Source organism: Nocardia sp. PLKS1-43 (assembly GCF_059510335.1).
In genome coordinates, this window is the sequence record NZ_JCAJZQ010000015.1 from 19,177 (window position 1) to 35,890 (window position 16,714).

The 16,714-nt window shown below is 67.6% G+C and carries 16 protein-coding genes; 6 read left to right on the forward strand and 10 right to left on the reverse strand.

Going from position 1 to position 16,714, the window contains the following annotated elements; genetic code table 11:
- Positions 1–470 precede the first annotated feature (470 nt).
- The 5 genes from AC5WS7_RS34710 (at position 471) to ilvA (ending at position 6,483) form a co-directional block, all read left to right on the forward strand.
- Positions 471–1,877: a family 2B encapsulin nanocompartment shell protein gene (locus AC5WS7_RS34710; RefSeq protein WP_495958868.1), complete on the forward strand. Its 1,407-nt coding sequence runs from the start codon at positions 471–473 to the stop codon at positions 1,875–1,877.
- A gap of 14 nt (positions 1,878–1,891) precedes the next feature.
- Positions 1,892–3,496, forward strand: a complete 1,605-nt coding sequence (locus AC5WS7_RS34715) for a family 2 encapsulin nanocompartment cargo protein terpene cyclase (RefSeq protein WP_495958869.1) — start codon at positions 1,892–1,894, stop codon at positions 3,494–3,496.
- A gap of 73 nt (positions 3,497–3,569) precedes the next feature.
- Positions 3,570–4,442 carry a geranyl diphosphate 2-C-methyltransferase gene (locus AC5WS7_RS34720; RefSeq protein ID WP_495958870.1) on the forward strand — a complete coding sequence of 291 codons (873 nt, stop codon included), beginning with the start codon at positions 3,570–3,572 and terminating at the stop codon, positions 4,440–4,442.
- Positions 4,439–5,020, forward strand: coding sequence for an isopentenyl-diphosphate Delta-isomerase (gene idi, locus AC5WS7_RS34725; RefSeq protein WP_495958871.1), 582 nt, complete (start codon positions 4,439–4,441; stop codon positions 5,018–5,020). The genes AC5WS7_RS34720 and idi overlap by 4 nt, the downstream gene beginning before the upstream one ends.
- A gap of 242 nt (positions 5,021–5,262) precedes the next feature.
- Positions 5,263–6,483: a threonine ammonia-lyase gene (gene ilvA / locus AC5WS7_RS34730; RefSeq protein WP_495958872.1), complete on the forward strand. Its 1,221-nt coding sequence runs from the start codon at positions 5,263–5,265 to the stop codon at positions 6,481–6,483.
- A gap of 12 nt (positions 6,484–6,495) precedes the next feature.
- On the opposite strand, the gene AC5WS7_RS34735 is transcribed toward ilvA, so the two are convergent.
- The 8 genes from AC5WS7_RS34735 to AC5WS7_RS34770 all read right to left on the reverse strand — a co-directional run bounded on the left by AC5WS7_RS34735 (position 6,496) and on the right by AC5WS7_RS34770 (position 14,289).
- Positions 6,496–7,470, reverse strand: a complete 975-nt coding sequence (locus AC5WS7_RS34735; protein ID WP_495958873.1) for an ABC transporter substrate-binding protein — start codon at positions 7,468–7,470, stop codon at positions 6,496–6,498.
- 28 nt (positions 7,471–7,498) lie between these two features.
- Complete coding sequence (locus tag AC5WS7_RS34740) at positions 7,499–8,551, reverse strand: ABC transporter permease (RefSeq protein ID WP_495958874.1); 1,053 nt, start codon at positions 8,549–8,551, stop codon at positions 7,499–7,501.
- Positions 8,548–9,309 (reverse strand): ATP-binding cassette domain-containing protein, encoded by a 762-nt coding sequence (locus AC5WS7_RS34745; RefSeq protein ID WP_495958875.1) that lies wholly within the window; start codon positions 9,307–9,309, stop codon positions 8,548–8,550. Before AC5WS7_RS34745 ends, AC5WS7_RS34740 begins: the two co-directional genes overlap by 4 nt.
- 119 nt (positions 9,310–9,428) lie before the next feature.
- Positions 9,429–9,662, reverse strand: a complete 234-nt coding sequence (locus AC5WS7_RS34750; protein WP_495959022.1) for a helix-turn-helix domain-containing protein — start codon at positions 9,660–9,662, stop codon at positions 9,429–9,431.
- Complete coding sequence (locus AC5WS7_RS34755) at positions 9,631–10,233, reverse strand: NUDIX hydrolase (protein ID WP_495958876.1); 603 nt, start codon at positions 10,231–10,233, stop codon at positions 9,631–9,633. The genes AC5WS7_RS34750 and AC5WS7_RS34755 overlap by 32 nt, the downstream gene beginning before the upstream one ends.
- A 226-nt stretch (positions 10,234–10,459) precedes the next feature.
- Positions 10,460–11,881 (reverse strand): argininosuccinate lyase, encoded by a 1,422-nt coding sequence (gene argH, locus AC5WS7_RS34760; protein WP_495958877.1) that lies wholly within the window; start codon positions 11,879–11,881, stop codon positions 10,460–10,462.
- Positions 11,882–11,930: 49 nt separating this feature from the next.
- Positions 11,931–12,821, reverse strand: coding sequence for a class I SAM-dependent methyltransferase (locus AC5WS7_RS34765; protein WP_495958878.1), 891 nt, complete (start codon positions 12,819–12,821; stop codon positions 11,931–11,933).
- A gap of 265 nt (positions 12,822–13,086) precedes the next feature.
- Positions 13,087–14,289: an argininosuccinate synthase gene (locus tag AC5WS7_RS34770; RefSeq protein WP_495958879.1), complete on the reverse strand. Its 1,203-nt coding sequence runs from the start codon at positions 14,287–14,289 to the stop codon at positions 13,087–13,089.
- Between the two features lie 746 nt (positions 14,290–15,035).
- On the opposite strand from AC5WS7_RS34770, the gene AC5WS7_RS34775 reads away from it, so the two are divergent.
- Positions 15,036–15,191 carry a hypothetical protein gene (locus AC5WS7_RS34775; protein WP_495958880.1) on the forward strand — a complete coding sequence of 52 codons (156 nt, stop codon included), beginning with the start codon at positions 15,036–15,038 and terminating at the stop codon, positions 15,189–15,191.
- Positions 15,192–15,247: 56 nt separating this feature from the next.
- Here the strand turns inward: AC5WS7_RS34775 and AC5WS7_RS34780 are convergent, their stop codons facing one another.
- Both AC5WS7_RS34780 and AC5WS7_RS34785 read right to left on the reverse strand, forming a co-directional pair.
- The gene (locus AC5WS7_RS34780; protein ID WP_495958881.1) at positions 15,248–15,442 is read right to left on the reverse strand and encodes a hypothetical protein; all 195 of its coding nucleotides are present in this window, start codon (positions 15,440–15,442) and stop codon (positions 15,248–15,250) included.
- Between the two features lie 102 nt (positions 15,443–15,544).
- Entirely contained in the window at positions 15,545–16,474 is a 930-nt protein-coding gene (locus AC5WS7_RS34785; protein ID WP_495958882.1) for a ketopantoate reductase family protein, read from the reverse strand.
- Positions 16,475–16,714 lie beyond the last annotated feature (240 nt).

Genomic DNA, 16,714 nt, shown 5'->3' on the forward strand with positions numbered 1-16,714 from the left:
ACGGGCGTATACGCGAAAAACCAACGGCGATGGTGCCATTCGCAGCTTTTCAAATATATTCGATTGCGGCACAGCGTGTTCCGGTCACACCTCGGGCTCACCCCGATGGAATACGCGTGATCACCGGAAGTGTGCACGGCGTTCACGGCCGGGAGCGAAGTTTGGGGTGAATGTCGTTATCCGCGTGACGAAGTCACGTCCGACCCGCGTGTCGGATTCGAGAAGGTACGGATTGGTGCGATCAGGGCACCGTTGCTACATTGTTACGAGTCGTTTGCTGTCGCGCCGTCTTCGGTGATTCCGCCACGGTCCCGCTTGCCCCGCGCCTATCATCGAACTGCTGGATCGCACTGTCGCGCTACCCAATTCGCTCGAGTTTTCGGTTACGCAGGCATCTGCCGCCTGCCGCATCTCCCTGTACGCAAATCGCCCCCAATGTCGTGTGGCAATCTCGAGGTGAGGACCGCAGCATGACCCTTGAACTCCCGGTGAACACTGACAACCACGTCCGTAAAACCCTGTCCACCACCGCAGCTCATCAACTCGCGCACACCACCAAGTCCGAACCGCAGATGCAGGGCATCAGCTCCCGGTGGTTGACCCGCGCCCTGCCGTGGGTGCAGGTCCACGGCGGCATCTACCGCGTCAACCGGCGTCTGACCCACACCCTGGGCAACGGCGAAGTGGAGTTCGTCATCGACGGCGGACAGGCCCGCGTCATCCCGCTCGAACTTCAGGAACTGCCGGCGCTGCGGGACTTCGAGGACGAGGACATCCTGCGCACGCTCGCGGAGCGCTTCGAGCAGCGCGATCTCGAACCCGGCACAGTCCTGGCCGAATTCGGCAATCCGATGGACCAGGTGCTGCTGATCGTGCACGGCAAACTCAGCAAGCTCGGCACCGGCGATTACGGCGAGACGACCAAGCTCGGCATGCTCGCCGACGGCGACTACTTCGGTGACGCCATGCTCACCGACCCGAACGCGATCTGGCCGGTGACGGTCCGGACGGCGACGCACACCACGCTGTTGTCCCTGCCGCGCAACGTATTGGACCAGATCACCGAGGAGATCCCGGCGCTGCGCGAACAATTCGACCGCATCGCCACGGCGCCGGCCAAGGCCCAGAACAAGCACGGCGAGGCCGAGATCGAGATCTCCTCGGGGCACGCGGGCGAGCCGCTGCTGCAGGGCACGTTCGTGGACTTCGACGCCTCGCCGCGCGAATACGAATTGAGTTTGGCGCAAAGCGTTCTGCGCGTGCACAGCCGCGTCGCGGACCTGTTCAACGACCCGCACAACCAGATCGAGCAGCAGCTGCGGTTGACCATCGAGGCCCTGTACGAACGCCGCGAGAACGACCTGGTCAACAACCCGGATTTCGGTCTGCTCAACAACTGTGACCTCAAACAGCGCATCTACACCGAGCACGGCGCGCCCACCCCGGACGACATGGACGAGCTGCTGAGCATGCGGCGCAGCACGAAACTCTTTCTGGCACATCCGAAGGCGATCGCCGCATTCGGCCGCGAATGCAACAAGCGCGGACTGTACCCGGATCCGGTGGAGATCAACGGCCACCGCATCCCGTCCTGGCGCGGCGTGCCGATCTATCCGTGCGGCAAGATCCCGGTTAGCGAGAACCAGACCACCTCGATCCTGGCGATGCGCACCGGAGAGAAGGAACAGGGCGTCGTCGGCCTGCACCAGACCGGAATTCCCGACGAGTACGAACCGAGCCTGAACGTCCGGTTCAAGGGCATCGACGACCAGTCGATCATCTCCTATCTGATCAGCTGTTACTACTCCGCGGCGGTCCTCGTACCGGACGCGCTGGGCATCCTGGACAACGTCCTGGTCGCCCGGCAGAGCGACTGACGAAAGGCGCTGCCATGTCGGTGCTCTCACGCGCCGCGGCGCCCCCTGCCGCCTCCGAGGTGGCCACGGTGATCGCGGCTCTGCTCGGTAATCTGGACAACGCTCCCCCGGCCACCCCGACGTGGTCGGGCAGGAGTGAAACCGCGGTCCCCCGGGCACATTCGGATCAGCTGACCGCGATGACCGCGGGGACCGTCCCGGCACGGCTGCTCGGCCCGGCCGGCCTCGGCACGGCGGGACTGCTGCTCACCCCTCCGCTGGTGGATGTCTCGACACTCGACACGTCGGCCTCCGGTCTCGGCGGCGAATCGGCCTCTGCCGGAACGGCACCCGCGGCCGGCCCGGCCGCGCGAGTCCTGCCCGAGACTCCGGCGGGATCGAACGGTACGCCGCGAATCCCATTGGGGCCGACCGGGATCGGGACGTCATCGACGCGCTTCCCGCCCCGCCGCGGCAGCGCGGTGGCAGTCCCACCGAATTCGACGGTCCCGCCGATTCGGGACGATCCGCTATCCGGATCACTGGGCGGCACAATCGATTCGGTCTTGTCCCGGATCTCGAAAACGGGGCCGGCCGCCGCCGCACCGGATCGCGACGACGCGGACCCCGGTGAATCCGGGACGAGTTCACGCTCGCCCATCCCGGCGCTGTACTGTCCGCCGCCGATTCGCGACGATCCGGCCCTCGCCGAGGCCGTCAACGAGGGAATCCTGTTGTGGGCCCAATCGATCGGGCTCTACGAGGGACGCCTGGACGACCTCCGCAAGGCCGATTTCGGGCGTCTGATCATGTTGGCGCATCCGGATTGCGACGATCCGGATCGCCTGCTGGCGGCGGCGAAATGCGCGGTCTCGGAGTGGTCGGTCGACGACTACTACTGCGAGGAGGACGCCGACGACCACGCACCCGACGGCACGCCGTCGAGCGCGGAGGCCGAACTGGGCCCGAAACTGGAAATGGCTGCCGCCGTGATGGATCCGGTCCACCTGCCGGCGAAATATCAGGTGCAGCTGGAACGGGCGCTCGGGTCCGATCCGATCCTGCGAGCCTTCCGCACCTCGTTCGACCATCTCGCGCAGTTCGCCACCCCGGCTCAGGTGGCACGGTTGCGCACGGAGATCGCCGGGTGGTTCATCGCACTCACCGCCGAGGCCGGATGGCGCGCCGCGCACCGGATGCCGCCGGTGTGGGAGTACCTGGCCAACCGGCAGCCGCACAGTTTTCTACCGTGCATGGCGCCCATCGACGCGGTCGGTGGCTACGAACTCGGTGCCGCCGAATACGCCGATCCCCGCGTGCGGCGGGTGGTGACCACCGCCGCGCTGGCCGCTCAAATGGTCAACGATCTGTATTCGATGGCCCGCGAGGACCTGTCCAACGGCCGCGAGTTCAACCTGCCGACCGTGCTGGCCGCCGAACAGCACTGCAGCCGCCGCGAGGCGATCCTGCAGACCGCCGAGGTGCACGACGAGCTGATGCATCGTTTCGAACGCGAGGCGGGCATCCTCGCGGCCGACGGCTCACCGGCGCTGCGCCGGTTCCTGGGCGGCCTGTGGGCATGGATGGGCGGCAATCGCGCCTGGCACGCCGCCAGCCGCCGGTACAACGACATCTCCTGATTCCACCCGACGCCGCGTATCCGGCGCGATGAGCACTGCCCGCAGCACCAACGATCGAGAGGACTGATTCGTCATGACCACGCTCGACCCCCAGACCGATGGCGTACTGCAGACCAGCTACCAGCGTTCGGTGGCGGCGTATTGGAACGACAATCCCAACGACGACCGGGTGAACACCAAGCTGGGCGAGGTGGACGGTCTCTATCACCACCACTACGGCATCGGCGATCCGGATCTGTCCGTTCTGGAAGGTCCCGAGGACACCCGCCAGGACCGCATCGTGCGCGAACTGCACCGGCTGGAGACCGCACAGGCCGATCTGCTGCTCGACAACCTCGGCGACGTACGGCCCGGAGACCGGCTGCTGGACGGCGGGTCGGGCCGCGGCGGCACCAGCATCATGGCCAATCAGCGGTTCGGCTGCCGGGTGGACGGGGTGACGATCTCGGAATACCAGGTGGGATTCGCCAACGAACAGGCCCAGCAGCGCGGAGTTTCGGACCGCGTGCAATTCCACTTCCGCAATATGCTCGACACCGGTTTCGAGGCGCGGTCCATGCGCGGCATCTGGACCAACGAGACCGATATGTACGTCGAGCTGCCGGATCTGTTCAGCGAATTCGCGCGGCTGCTCGAGCCGGGCGGGCGGTATGTGTGCATCACCGGCTGCTCCAACGATGTGACCGGCGGGCGGTCCGCGGCGGTGAGCTGGATCGATGCCCACTACGGCTGCATGATCCATCCGCGCAGCGAGTATTTCCGGGCGCTGGCGGCGAACAATCTCGTGCCGATCGCCGTCACCGACCTCACCGCGGCCACCATCCCCTACTGGGAATTGCGCACCCGTTCCGAGCTGGCGACCGGTGTGGAGAAACCGTTCCTGACCTCGTACAAGGAGGGCAGCTTCCAGTACCTGTTGATTGCCGCCGATAAGGTGGGGCGGTGACCGCCGCACCACAGGACAGCGCCGGAGCACCGCCGGTCGACCGTGAGGCCCTGCTCGTCGAGCTCGTGGACGAGCAGGGCCGGGCGACCGGCTCGTGCCCGGTGGCACAGGCGCATACCGCGCCCGGACAGCTGCACCGGGCGTTCTCGGTGCTGCTGTTCGACGCCGCGGGGAGGCTGTTGTTGCAGCAGCGGGCCGCGGTCAAGACCCGCTTCCCGCTGCTGTGGACGAACACCTGCTGCGGGCATCCCGCACCCGGTGAGCCGCTCACCCGCGCCGCGTCGGTAAGGCTCGGTGAGGAGCTCGGCATCGCGGCCGAGCTGACCGAGGTCGGGGTGTTCCACTACGAGGCGGACGATCCGGCGACCGGCCGGGTCGAGCACGAATGGGATCACGTCCTGGTGGGCCGCTTCGACGGCGCTCCGCCGAACCCCGATCCCGCGGAGATCGCCGATCACACATGGCTGTACCCGGCCGATCTGCGGACCGCACTCGAGTCCGAACCCGCCCGCTTCACCCCGTGGTTGCCGGGCGTCCTGGCGATCACCCATCCGCCCGTCGGCAGTCTGCACGACTGATATCCGGCGGGAGCCTTCGGAGTGACCAATCATGTCGGAACACGCGGGAGGGGCGGCTCCCGCGACACCGTCTCTCGTTGTTCCGATTCCGGATAGGTTGTCCGGCAACGTGTTCCGATCGGAGGCGAGCCATCCGCACACCCGAACCGCCGTGACACGGCGAAATCGACCGGGCACATCCCCGGACCGGCGTGAAATGCGGTTCCGCGGCTCGCGGGCACCTCGTCTGGCAGCATGGCGCCATGGACGGGATCGGGCTGGATCGGATCGAGGCGGCGGCGAAGCTGGTGGGACCCGCGGTGCGGCGCACGCCGTTGATCGCGGCCCGGGTACTGACCGAGCGCGCGGGCGTCGAGGTGCGGCTCAAATGTGAGAATCTGCAGCGCACCGGATCGTTCAAACCCCGGGGCGCGTACAACCGGATCGCGAATCTGTCCGAGGCCGAGCGCGGCCGTGGAGTCGTCGCGGCCAGCGCGGGGAATCACGCGCAGGGCGTGGCCTGGGCGGCCTCGACGCTGGGCATCGACGCCACGGTGTTCATGCCGATCGGCGCCTCGCTGCCGAAGCTGGCCGCCACCCGCGCCTACGGCGCGACCGTGCATCAGACGGGTGAGACCGTCGACCAGTCCCTTTCGGCGGCGAGGGAATTCGCCGAACAAACCGGCGCGACGCCGATCCATCCGTTCGACCATCCCGATATCGTGGCCGGCCAGGCCACGGTCGGACTCGAATTGTTCGAGCAGATGCCCGAAGTGGAAACGGTGATCGTGCCGACCGGCGGTGGCGGACTGCTCGCGGGCGTGGCCGTGGCGCTCGAGCATATGGCTCCGCACGTGCGGGTGGTGGGCGTGCAGGCGGCGCGGGCCGCGGCCTGGCCCGCTTCGCTCGCGGCCGGGAAACCGGTCGCGTTGGAGGGCATGTCGACCATGGCCGACGGCATCGCGGTCGGGCGGCCCGGTGACGTGCCTTTCGCCCATGTGGCCGAGCGTGTTTCGCGGATCGTCACGGTGGACGAAGACGCCATCTCCGGGGCGATGCTGCTGTGTATGGAACGCGCCAAGCTGATCGTCGAACCCGCCGGGGCGGCAGCGGTCGCGGCGCTGATGGCCTATTCGCCGGCCGAACTGGGCATCACGGGCCCGGTCTGCGCGATCCTGTCCGGCGGCAATGTCGATCCGTTGCTGCTGACCCGATTGATCGGGCACGGCCTCGCCGCGGCGGGACGTTATCTCGTACTGCGCGTGACGGTTTCGGACCGTCCCGGCAGCCTCGGCCGGCTGCTGGCCGAGATCGGCGGGACCGGCGCGAGCGTCTTCGAGATCACCCACTCGCGCGCCGGATCCTGGCTCGCCGTCGACGAGGCCGAGGTCGCACTCACCCTGGAGACACGCGGCACCACCCACCGCGACGAGGTTATCGACACCCTCACCGCCGCCGGATACGCTGTGCGCGTACAGGATTGAGATCCATTCGGATCAGCACTTGCTCCTGTAGAAGTACTTCGAGTTCGCGTCCATATCGGCCTCGGTGATGGAGACCATATCGGTCCGGATGTTCCGGGTGACCGGTTTGCCTTCGAGCGCGGCGGCGGCCTGGTCCACGCCGTCGACCCCGATCGTGGCCGGATCCTGGGCGATCAACGCCTGGATCGTGCCGTCGCGCAGGTCTTGCACCTGCTGTGGGCTGGCGTCGAAGCCCACGATCTTCACCTGGCCCAGCTTGCCCGCATTGCGCAGGCCGGTAGCCGCACCCTCGGCCGAACTCAGGTTGGTGGCGAAGATCCCGGCCAGATCCGGATGCGCGGCCAGCGTGGCGGTGACGATCGAGGCGGCCTGGGCGGCGTCGTTGTTGTTGTACTGCACGCCCAATGAGCTCATTCCGGGATGGTTCTTCAGTTCGTCGGCGAACCCCTGGGCGCGCTGATCGGTCGTGGAGGTGCCCGCCTTGGTGTTGATCACCAGCATGGAACCCTTGTCTCCCACCAGTTTCGCGAGCGTCTGCGCGGCGAGTCGCCCACCCTTGACGTTGTCCGAGGAGATCGAGGAGACCGCCACCGAGGTGTCCTCCAGAGCGGTGTCCACCTCGACGATCTTGATTCCGGAGTTCTTCGCCTGTTCGATCGGAGCGGCCATCGCCGTGGCGTGCGTCGGGGCGATCAGGATCGCGCCCGGTTTCGTGGCTATGACGCCGGTGACGATCGGCGTCTGAAGCGAGGCGTCGAATTGGGTTGGGGCCTGGGTGTTCAGCGCATATCCCAGTTTCTTCGCCTCGGCCTGCGCGCCGCACTGCATCGAGATGTAGAACGGTTCGTTGGCCACGCCGGGGATGAGCACGAGCTTGTTCGCGTCGGCGCCGCCGGAATCGCCGACCTTACCGCCGCATCCGGCCAGCACCGCCGCGGCCGTCACCATCACACCCGCCAGTACGGCGGCCCGTCGCACGGTTCTCATCTCCGCCCTCACCTTCGTTCGTTCCGTGTTACTTGCGATCTCGCGCCTTGCGACGCAACTGGTCGAACCAGACGGCGGCCACCAGGACGATGCTCACGGCGATCGGCTGCCAGAACACCGGCACTCCGGCGATGACGAATCCCTTGCGCAGCACCGACGGGATGAACACGCCGATCACGGTGCCGACTATCGTTCCGGTCCCGCCGAACAGGCTGGTGCCGCCGATGACCACACCGGCGATGGCGTCCAGATTGTCGGTGCCGTGCCCGGCGATGGTTGTCGTGCCGAAGTAGGCGAGGTTCATGAATCCGGCCAGACCGGAGAGCAGTCCGGTCATCAGGTACACCAGGATCAGATGCCGGGTGACTCCGATGCCCGAACGGCGGGCGGCCTCGGCATTGGAGCCGATCGCGTAGGTGTAGCGGCCGAACCTGGTGGTGTGCAGCAACCACGCGCCGGACAGCGTGACCACGAGCGCGACCAGCACCAGATCCGGCACACCGCCGAGCAGGGTGCCGAAACCCAGTGAGTCGCACAGATTCTCGGGCACTGTGCGGGTGTCCACGCCGCCGGTGATGAGCTGGGCGGCGCCGAGAGCCGCGCCGAAGGAACCGAGAGTGACGATGAGCGGCGGAATCTTGGCTCGCGCCACCAGAACTCCGTTGATCAGACCCCAGAGTGCGCCTCCCGCAAGGGAGACCACGAATCCGGCCGCGATGATTCCCCATCCGGCATGGCTCGCGTCCTGGCCGGGACTGAGCCATTCCATCGTCTTCGAACCGATGACTCCGGAGAAGATCAGCACCATGCCGACCGAGAGATCGATGCCCGCGGTGATGATCACGAAGGTCATCCCGATCGAGAGCACCAGCAGCACCGAGGTCTCGATCAGCAGGGTCTGCAAGGTGAACCGGGTGGGGAAGGCATCGGGCCGCGCGATGCTGAACGCCACGTACAGCACGATGAGCACCAGGCCGATCCATATCGTGCTGACACTCGAAATGCGCTGCCAGAGTCTGCGTTCGGGAGGATCGCTGGTTTCCGGCGCGGACTCGACGACGCCCGCTGCTCGCTCGCTCATGCCGCATCCTCGGTGTTCAACGCTCCGGTCATCGCGCCGACCAACTGGTCGAGAGTGGCCTCGGAGTCGAAGCGCGCCACGCGGCGGCCGAGCCGCAGCACCTCGATCCGGTCGGCGACCGAGAGCACCTCGGGCATGTTGTGACTGATCAGCACGACCGCGATACCCTGATCACGCACCCGCCCGATGACCTCGAGCACCCGCTCACGCTGCACGACGCCCAGCGCTGCGGTCGGCTCGTCCATGAACACCACCTTGCTGGCCCACATCACCGCCCGCGCCACCGCGACGGTCTGCCGCTGGCCTCCCGACAATGCGCCGATCGGCACATCGTCTCGGGGAAGACTCACACCCAGACGCCGAAAGTGTTCGGCGGCTTCTCTTTTCATGGCCTTGCGGTCGAGCATCCCGATCCGGCCGCGGATGCCGCGCCGGAACAGCTCTCGCCCGAGAAAAAGATTCGCCGCCGGATCCAGGTCCGGAGCGACGGCCAGATCCTGGTAGACGGTCTCCACGCCCAGCTTGCGCGCCTCGACCGGGGAGCCCATGCGCACCGGCTCGCCGTCGAGCAGGATGCGACCGCCGTCGGGTTGCTCCGCACCCGAAAGACATTTCACCAGCGTGGATTTCCCCGCCCCGTTGTCCCCGATCAGCGCGACGACCTCGCCCGCCCGCACCTGAAAGTTGGCCCCGCGCAACGCCTCCACGCCCGCATAGCGTTTGACCAGCCCGTCGGCCTCCAGCACCACGGAAGGCATGGCGATCACCTCGTCGACATCGACCCACCGGCCACCCGGCCCGTCCGCCCGATGTTAACGCTCACCACCCCCACCCACGCCCGAATCACGAAGATTGCGCCCGCACGAACGACCGAAACCTACCCGGCTTCCCGCAACGGCCGAAACTCGACACTCAACCGAACCCCCAACGCCTCGGCAATCCGTTCCAGCACAGGAATTGCCGGCATCGTACCTCCGGCCTCCAGCCGAGCCACCGCCGGTTGCTTCAAACCGGCACGATCAGCGAGTTCAACCTGAGTCAGCCCCGTTTTCTCACGCAGGCCGCGTACCGCCGCGCCGTCATTCGCGGGTGAATTCGGGCTGGAGCAGATCCCGGACGCGGGTGGGCCGGCCCAGGAGGGCGACCTCGCGGAACTGGTAGAGGATCGCGCCGGTGGGGGCGTGGACCGTCATCCGCTCGCGCAGCGGCATATTCAGCAGCCGCACCCCGGCCGAGGTGGTCGTCCACCCCGGCAGGTCCTCGCCGACCAGGCGTTCCAGCGTGACCTGATGAACCGAATGGACCTCATCGGGGTTGAGACGCAGGCGCGCAGGTGCGGCGGCCAGGGCGACGAACGGGGTCATGACGAATCCGGAATCGGTGACGAAATCGTCCAGCACGCCCAGAACATCGGATTCGGCCAGGTCCAGGCCGATCTCCTCGCGGGCCTCCCGCAGCCCGGCCGCCACCGCGCGCTCACCCGGCTCGATCTTGCCGCCGGGAAACGCCCACTGACCACTGTTCATCCCGCGATACGCGCGCCGGATCAGCAGGACGTGCGGCTCGTCGGGATCGTCCACGACGCAGATCACCACGGCCGCGGCGCGCCCTCCGGTGGCGACGATCCGGGTGAAACCGGTCAAATTGCCGCGAATCCGCTCGGCAACAGCAGAATTCGTCATATCCGGGCACCCCGGCCGGCACACGGCTCGACAATCACAGCTGCTCCCTTCGTCACAGCCACAGTACGTCGGCCGCCGGCTGCCCCGCCTTCGAGCCTGCCGCAAGCGATCTCCGGCATCGCGCTCCGGGGAGCACGCCCGCCCTCAGCCCACCAGGTGCGCGCCTCGGTGATCGAACCCGATGCGAAGAACCTTCGGCTCCGCCGGACGAACCAACACACGAACCTCAACCCAGCCAGGTACGCGCCTCGGCGGCGGACCGGCGGACCTCGTCGAGTTGCTCGGCGACCCGGACTCCGGCGGTGCCGCCGCGGGCGTTACGGGAGGCGATGGACCCCTCGACGGTGAGAACCTCGCGAACCTTCGGCGTCAGAGCCGGATCCACCGCGGCGAATTCGGTATCGGTGAGCTCGTCCAGGCCGACGCCGCGCGATTCGGCGGCCCGGACGCACGCACCGGCCGCCTCGTGCGCCACGCGGAACGGAACACCCTCGCGGACAAGCCATTCGGCGATATCAGTGGCGAGAGTGTAACCGGCGGGGGCCAATTCGGCCATCCGGTCCGTGTGGAAGGTCAACGTGGACACCAGACCGGCGATGGCGGGCAGCAGCAGTTCCAGCTGGGCCACCGAATCGAACAGAGGTTCCTTGTCCTCCTGCAGATCCCGGTTGTACGCCAGCGGTTGCGCCTTGAGCGTGGCGAGCAGGCCGGTGAGGTTGCCAATCAGCCGGCCGGCCTTACCCCTGGTCAGCTCGGACACGTCCGGATTCTTCTTCTGCGGCATGATCGACGATCCGGTGGACCAGGCATCGGCCAGGGTGATGTAGCCGAATTCCGGTGTGCTCCACAGGATGATCTCCTCTGCCATCCGGGACAGGTCCACCGCGGTCATGGCCAGGACGAAGGCTGCCTCGGCGGCGAAATCACGCGAGGAGGTGGCGTCGATCGAATTGGCCGCGGCCGCATCGAAATCCAGGTCGGCGGCGATCGCCTCGGGGTCCAGCCCGAGCGAGGAACCCGCCAGCGCGCCCGAACCGTACGGAGAGACCGCGGCGCGCTTGTCGAAATCGCGCAGCCGATCGATATCACGCAGCAGCGGGTGGGCGTGCGCGAGCAGATGGTGAGCCAGCAGCACCGGCTGGGCGGCCTGCAGGTGGGTCTTACCGGGCATCACCGCATCCGGATGTGCGGCGGCCTGCCCGACCAGCGCGTCGACCACGTCCAGCACGCCGGCCGCGACACGGCGAACCGCATCGCGCAGCCACATCCGGAACAGCGTGGCGACCTGGTCGTTGCGGGAACGTCCCGCGCGCAGGCGGCCGCCGAGTTCGGCGCCGACCCGGTCGATGAGCCCGCGTTCGAGTGCGCCGTGCACGTCCTCATCGGCCTCGGCGGGAGTGAACGCACCCGAATCGACGTCCGCGGCAAGGCGATCCAGGCCGGACAGCATGGCGGCCAGATCGTCGGCGGAGAGCAGACCGGCCTTGTGCAGCACGCGCGCATGGGCTTTCGAGGCGCGAATGTCGTACGGGGCAAGCACCCAGTCGAATTGGGTCGACTTGCTCAGCGCCGCCATCGCCGCGGCGGGGCCGGACGCGAACCGCCCACCCCACAACGCCCCTTCGTTGGTGCTGCCGCCATCGGTCATCGGTCGTGGTCTCCTCACCCGCGCATCGCGGTCGTCTGTGCCGTGCCGCTCAGGCGCGCACGGCCGTCATCAGGATGTGGTTGTGCAAAACCTCGCGCGCCTCGTCGGGCACCTCGCGACCGCGCTCGGTCAGTACCGCGACCGGATCGGACGCGCTGACCGTCCAGCCGTGATCGGCGAACCAGTCGCGAGGGTCGGTGCGGTCGTCCGAGGAATACCAGAGGTTCTCCACGTCGAGCCGAATCCCGGCCTGCGCCATCATCTTCTCCCGCGCGGCGCGGATCTCGGGGCTCAGCGTCCGCTGCCCCTGCCCCATGTTCAGGGCGATCGTGCTGCCCGGGACACTGAGTTCGGCGATATTGTCGAACAGCCGGTCCTGCGCCGCACCGGGGAGGTAGCGCAGCAACCCCTCGGCCAGCCAGGCGGTGCGCAGCGCCGGATCGAAGCCGCTGTCGCGCAACGCATTCGGCCAGTCCTGACGCAGATCTATCGCCACCTCGCGACGATCAGCACCGGGCTCCTCCCCGGCCAGCGCGGTTGCCTTGAACTCCAGCACCTTCGGCTGATCCAGCTCGAAAAGCACCGTGTCCGAAGGCCATTCGAGCCGATAGGCCCGCGCGTCCAGCCCTGCCGCCAGAATGACGACCTGCCGGATCCCGGCCGCACCCACCGCGGCGAAGTACTCGTCGATGTACACCGTGCGAGCGGTCATCATGGCGTTCAGCGGACCGTACAACCGGCTGCGCTCGGGATCAGTACCCACCTGGCCACGCAGGATCTTGTCCCACCCGGACCCCACCGCCTCGACCAGCTTGGCGGCATAGGGATCCCGGAACAGCGCGTCGGCACGCGCGGTCTCCCTGGCACGCATCGCCGCGACGCCCACGGCCGTCGCGCCCACACTCTCGGTGATATCCCAGCTGTCGTCGTCGGTACGCATCGGATGCTCCTGTCGGCCAATCCCTTTCGCGCGACAACCGCCTGTCGGCCGCGACGTCCGGCGGCGGCACCTGTCCGCGGCCGGTCACCGTCGCGACCCGCGATCTCCGCTTCGCACGATCGCCGGGTGACATCACCCGGCCGCTCGCAGGTTACTCCTGCTTCCCGCGGACGCGGCCGACGGCCGAGCAGCGTGGATCCGCTGCGTCACCACAGCGGATCCGCGCCCCGGCACACACCCGGCGATGAACCCGCCGGCCGGGTCGTTACTTCTTGAACAGATCCCGGCGCGCGGCGACCTTGGAGGACAGGCCGTGGATCTGCACGAAGCCCTTGGCCAGCGACTGGTCGAAGGAATCGCCCTCGTCGTAGGTGGCCAGGTTGAAGTCGTACAGCGACTCCTCGCTGCGGCGGCCGTTCACCACGACATTGCCGCCGTGCAGCACCATGCGGATATCGCCGGTGACGTGCTCCTGGGTGTCGCGCACGAACGCGTCCAGGGCGCGCTTGAGCGGGGAGTACCACAGGCCGTCGTAGGCCAGCTCGCCCCAGCGCTGCTCGACCTGCCGCTTGTACCGGCCCAGTTCGCGCTCGAGGGTGACGTTCTCCAGCGCCTGATGCGCGGTGATCAGCGCGATCGCGCCCGGAGCCTCGTAGATCTCGCGGCTCTTGATGCCGACCAGCCGGTCCTCGACCATGTCCAACCGGCCCACGCCCTGACGCCCCGCGCGCCGGTTCAGCTCCACGATCGACTCGAGCACGGTGACCTGGCGGCCGTCGATGGCCACCGGCACGCCCTTGTCGAAGCTGACGACCAGTTCGTCGGGCGCCTCGAAGTTGATCGTCGGATCGACGGTGTAGTCGTAGACGTCCTTGGTCGGGGCGTTCCACAGATCCTCGAGGAAGCCGGTCTCGACCGCACGACCCCAGACGTTCTGGTCGATGGAGAACGGCGACTTCTTGGTGACATTGATCGGGAGCTGGTTCTCCTCGGCGAAGGCGATGGCCTTCTCCCGGGTCCAGGCGTAGTCGCGGACCGGGGCGATGACGTTCAGATCGGGAGCCAGGGCGCCGATGCCGACCTCGAAGCGGACCTGGTCGTTGCCCTTACCGGTGCAGCCGTGCGCGACGGTGCCGGCGCCGTGGAACTTCGCGGCCTCCACCAGATGCTTGACGATCAGCGGGCGGCTGATCGCCGAGACCAGCGGGTACTGGCCCTGATAGAGGGCGTTGGCCTGCACGGTCGGCAGGCAGTAGTCGTCGGCGAACTCGTCACGCGCGTCGACCACGACCGCCTCCACGGCGCCGCAGTCCAGCGCACGCTGGCGCACGACGTTCATATCCTCGCCGCCCTGACCAAGGTCGATCGCGACCGCGACGACCTCGGCCCCGGTCTCCTTGCCGATCCAGCTGATGGCGACGGAGGTGTCCAGCCCGCCGGAGTAGGCGAGTACGACGCGATCGGCCATGTCTGTAACTCCTCGAGTAATTCGTGCGTATCAAAGTCTGTGTGCCCGCCTCGCCGGGCCGGCGGCGCTGCCCACCCCGCTCCCCCCGGCGGCCCGTACCACGCACAAATGATTATGCATGACGATGCAAGCCCATTCATAACCGGGCTGTGTCTTTGGCCTCCGCTTCGCTCCGGCGGGTTTCCGGCGCTGTAAGGCTCGTCGTTCAGCCCTCGAGACGCTGTGTCTTTGGCCTCCGCTCCGCTCCGGCTGTTTTCGGCGCTGTAAGGCTCGTCGTTCAGCCCTCGAGACTCGGCCTTCGGCCATGCGCTTCGAAGGCTGAACGACGAGCCCGCGCCGAAAACCTTGGAGCTGGTGTCGCTGAACCTATCGCTTCGCGGGCGGCTACCAGCCCGACAGAGACGCTTCGCCGCTGGGCGCGTTGGTCATCGCCTCGCTTCGCTTCGGCGGGCACCGATGCCGGGATCGGCGTTGTTCACCCGAAAAGCTGGGTTGACGTTGTTGAACCTCTCGCTTCGCGGGCGACTCCCAGCGAGACAGAGACGCTTCGCGGCTGGGTGCGTCGGCATTCGGTTTTCGCCTCGCTTCGCATCGGGCGGGTAGCAGCCGACAGGAGCGGTGACACTCGGGGCAATACGGACAATCGGCGTCAGATGTCCATGCGTCCCAACGAGATTGCCCCGGGGGCGGGGATCGTGTGCGAGCCTGGAGGGACCAGCGGTCCGGACGGCGGAAGGGCGGTCCAGATGTATTCGGGAATCGGGAGTCTATTCGAGTTGATCGGTCAGGACGTGCTGTCCCTGGGACAGGCCGTCGTGCAGATCATCAGCGACCTGTTGAACGCGGGGACGTACGGCGGCGGCGGGGGCGGTGTTCCGCCGGGACAGTACCCGCTCGCCTAGCGCTCGACCTGGCCCGCCGACCGCGACGCCGCCGGGCCACCGCGGATCCGAGCCGGTCAGCGCGTTCGGTTGCGGTAGGCCGCGGAGACGATCGCCACGACTCCGACGAGGATGAGAACCACGCCCAGATACGTCCACTGGGAGTGGCCGGTCATCGGCGAGCCGTGCACGGCACCCGTGCCCTGCCCGATCCACAGCGCCCCGAGCAGGCACAACACGATCCCCACCACCACACCGATAACACGCCGCACAGTTCCTCCTCGGTAATCGCTGCCACGTTCCTACACCCCGTACAACCCAACTCCAAGGTTCGCGGCCCGTCTCGCCGTTCGGACGCGTAGCGAAAGATACCGCTAGCGCTCTCGGGCGAACGTCTCCGAGGGCAGCTGGGAGGCGTAGATGGTCTGGTGGATCGGCGTGGCGATACCCGCGGCCCGGCCGAACCGGACAACCGCGCCGCTCTGGTAGTGCAGTTCCGACGGGCGGCCCGCGGCCAGGTCACGCTGCATCGATGCGGTGGTCTCCGGGCCGAAGCCCGCGTAGATCTTCATCATCTGGTCGACGTCGTGCTCGTCCAGCGCGATGCCCCGGGCGCGGGCCACCTCGAGCACCTCGGCCATCGCAGCGCGGACCAGGGCGACCGTTTCGGGTTCGGTGGACACGATCCCGACGGGCTGCCGGGCCAGCGCGCCGACCCCGCCGTAGGAGGAGATCAGCATCAGCTTGCGCCACAGCGTGGCTTCGATGTCGTTCGTGCGGGTCACCGTGATCCCCGAGGGGGTCAGCGCCTCTTCCACCGCTTCGACCCGTGCGGCCGAATCCGGTGTCAGCGCACCGATTTCCACCGCGGCGTGCGCGCCCAGGCAACGCACGGACCAGGGCCCGACGCGTTCGGCGATCACCACGCAGGTACAGCCGAGCACCCGCTCCGCGCCCAGCACCGCGGCCAGATCACTCGCCGCCTCGACGCCGTTCTGCAACGGCAAGATCGTGGTTCCCGGGCCGACGACCGGTTCCAGCGCCTCGGCGACGTCGCGAACCTGCCACGCCTTCACCGCGACGATCACCAGATCGGCCGGGTCGCCGCCGGGGCGCAGTTCGGTGACCACCTGCACATCGGGTATCGAACTCTCTTCTCCCGCACGGGAAACCAGCAGCGGCCCGGCCGCCGCGGCCTCGACGGTCTCCTCCCGCCCGACCACCGTCACCTGATGACCGGCGCGCGCCAGCATCCCGGCGAAGTATAGTCCGATTCCACCCGCCCCGAATACCGTAATGCGCACGAGTCAGGGCCTCCACATCGTCGACAACCGCACGTGATCCATGCGTCCGCATACAGTATCGCCGTCCGGCCGAGCATTCAATTGGTACCGCAGGTAACGGATTTCACGTTCACGGGACCGCCGAAACGGGCACGCGTCGAGCCCCGGGGAAGTACCGGGTCGTCCGGAGTCCTGCGGAAGCGAGCCGCATCCGGTTAACGTGTGAGCGATCACATCACCGCGGCGGGCCGCGGTACGGCA

Coding starts and splice junctions, on each gene's coding strand:
- argH (WP_495958877.1), bottom strand. CDS start 11,881: ATGACCGATGGCGGCAGCACCAACGAAGGGGCGTTGTGGGGTGGGCGG.
- AC5WS7_RS34720 (WP_495958870.1), top strand. CDS start 3,570: ATGACCACGCTCGACCCCCAGACCGATGGCGTACTGCAGACCAGCTAC.
- AC5WS7_RS34735 (WP_495958873.1), bottom strand. CDS start 7,470: ATGAGAACCGTGCGACGGGCCGCCGTACTGGCGGGTGTGATGGTGACG.
- AC5WS7_RS34775 (WP_495958880.1), top strand. CDS start 15,036: ATGTATTCGGGAATCGGGAGTCTATTCGAGTTGATCGGTCAGGACGTG.
- AC5WS7_RS34745 (WP_495958875.1), bottom strand. CDS start 9,309: ATGCCTTCCGTGGTGCTGGAGGCCGACGGGCTGGTCAAACGCTATGCG.
- AC5WS7_RS34770 (WP_495958879.1), bottom strand. CDS start 14,289: ATGGCCGATCGCGTCGTACTCGCCTACTCCGGCGGGCTGGACACCTCC.
- AC5WS7_RS34740 (WP_495958874.1), bottom strand. CDS start 8,551: ATGAGCGAGCGAGCAGCGGGCGTCGTCGAGTCCGCGCCGGAAACCAGC.
- ilvA (WP_495958872.1), top strand. CDS start 5,263: ATGGACGGGATCGGGCTGGATCGGATCGAGGCGGCGGCGAAGCTGGTG.
- AC5WS7_RS34755 (WP_495958876.1), bottom strand. CDS start 10,233: ATGACGAATTCTGCTGTTGCCGAGCGGATTCGCGGCAATTTGACCGGT.
- AC5WS7_RS34765 (WP_495958878.1), bottom strand. CDS start 12,821: ATGCGTACCGACGACGACAGCTGGGATATCACCGAGAGTGTGGGCGCG.
- AC5WS7_RS34715 (WP_495958869.1), top strand. CDS start 1,892: ATGTCGGTGCTCTCACGCGCCGCGGCGCCCCCTGCCGCCTCCGAGGTG.
- AC5WS7_RS34710 (WP_495958868.1), top strand. CDS start 471: ATGACCCTTGAACTCCCGGTGAACACTGACAACCACGTCCGTAAAACC.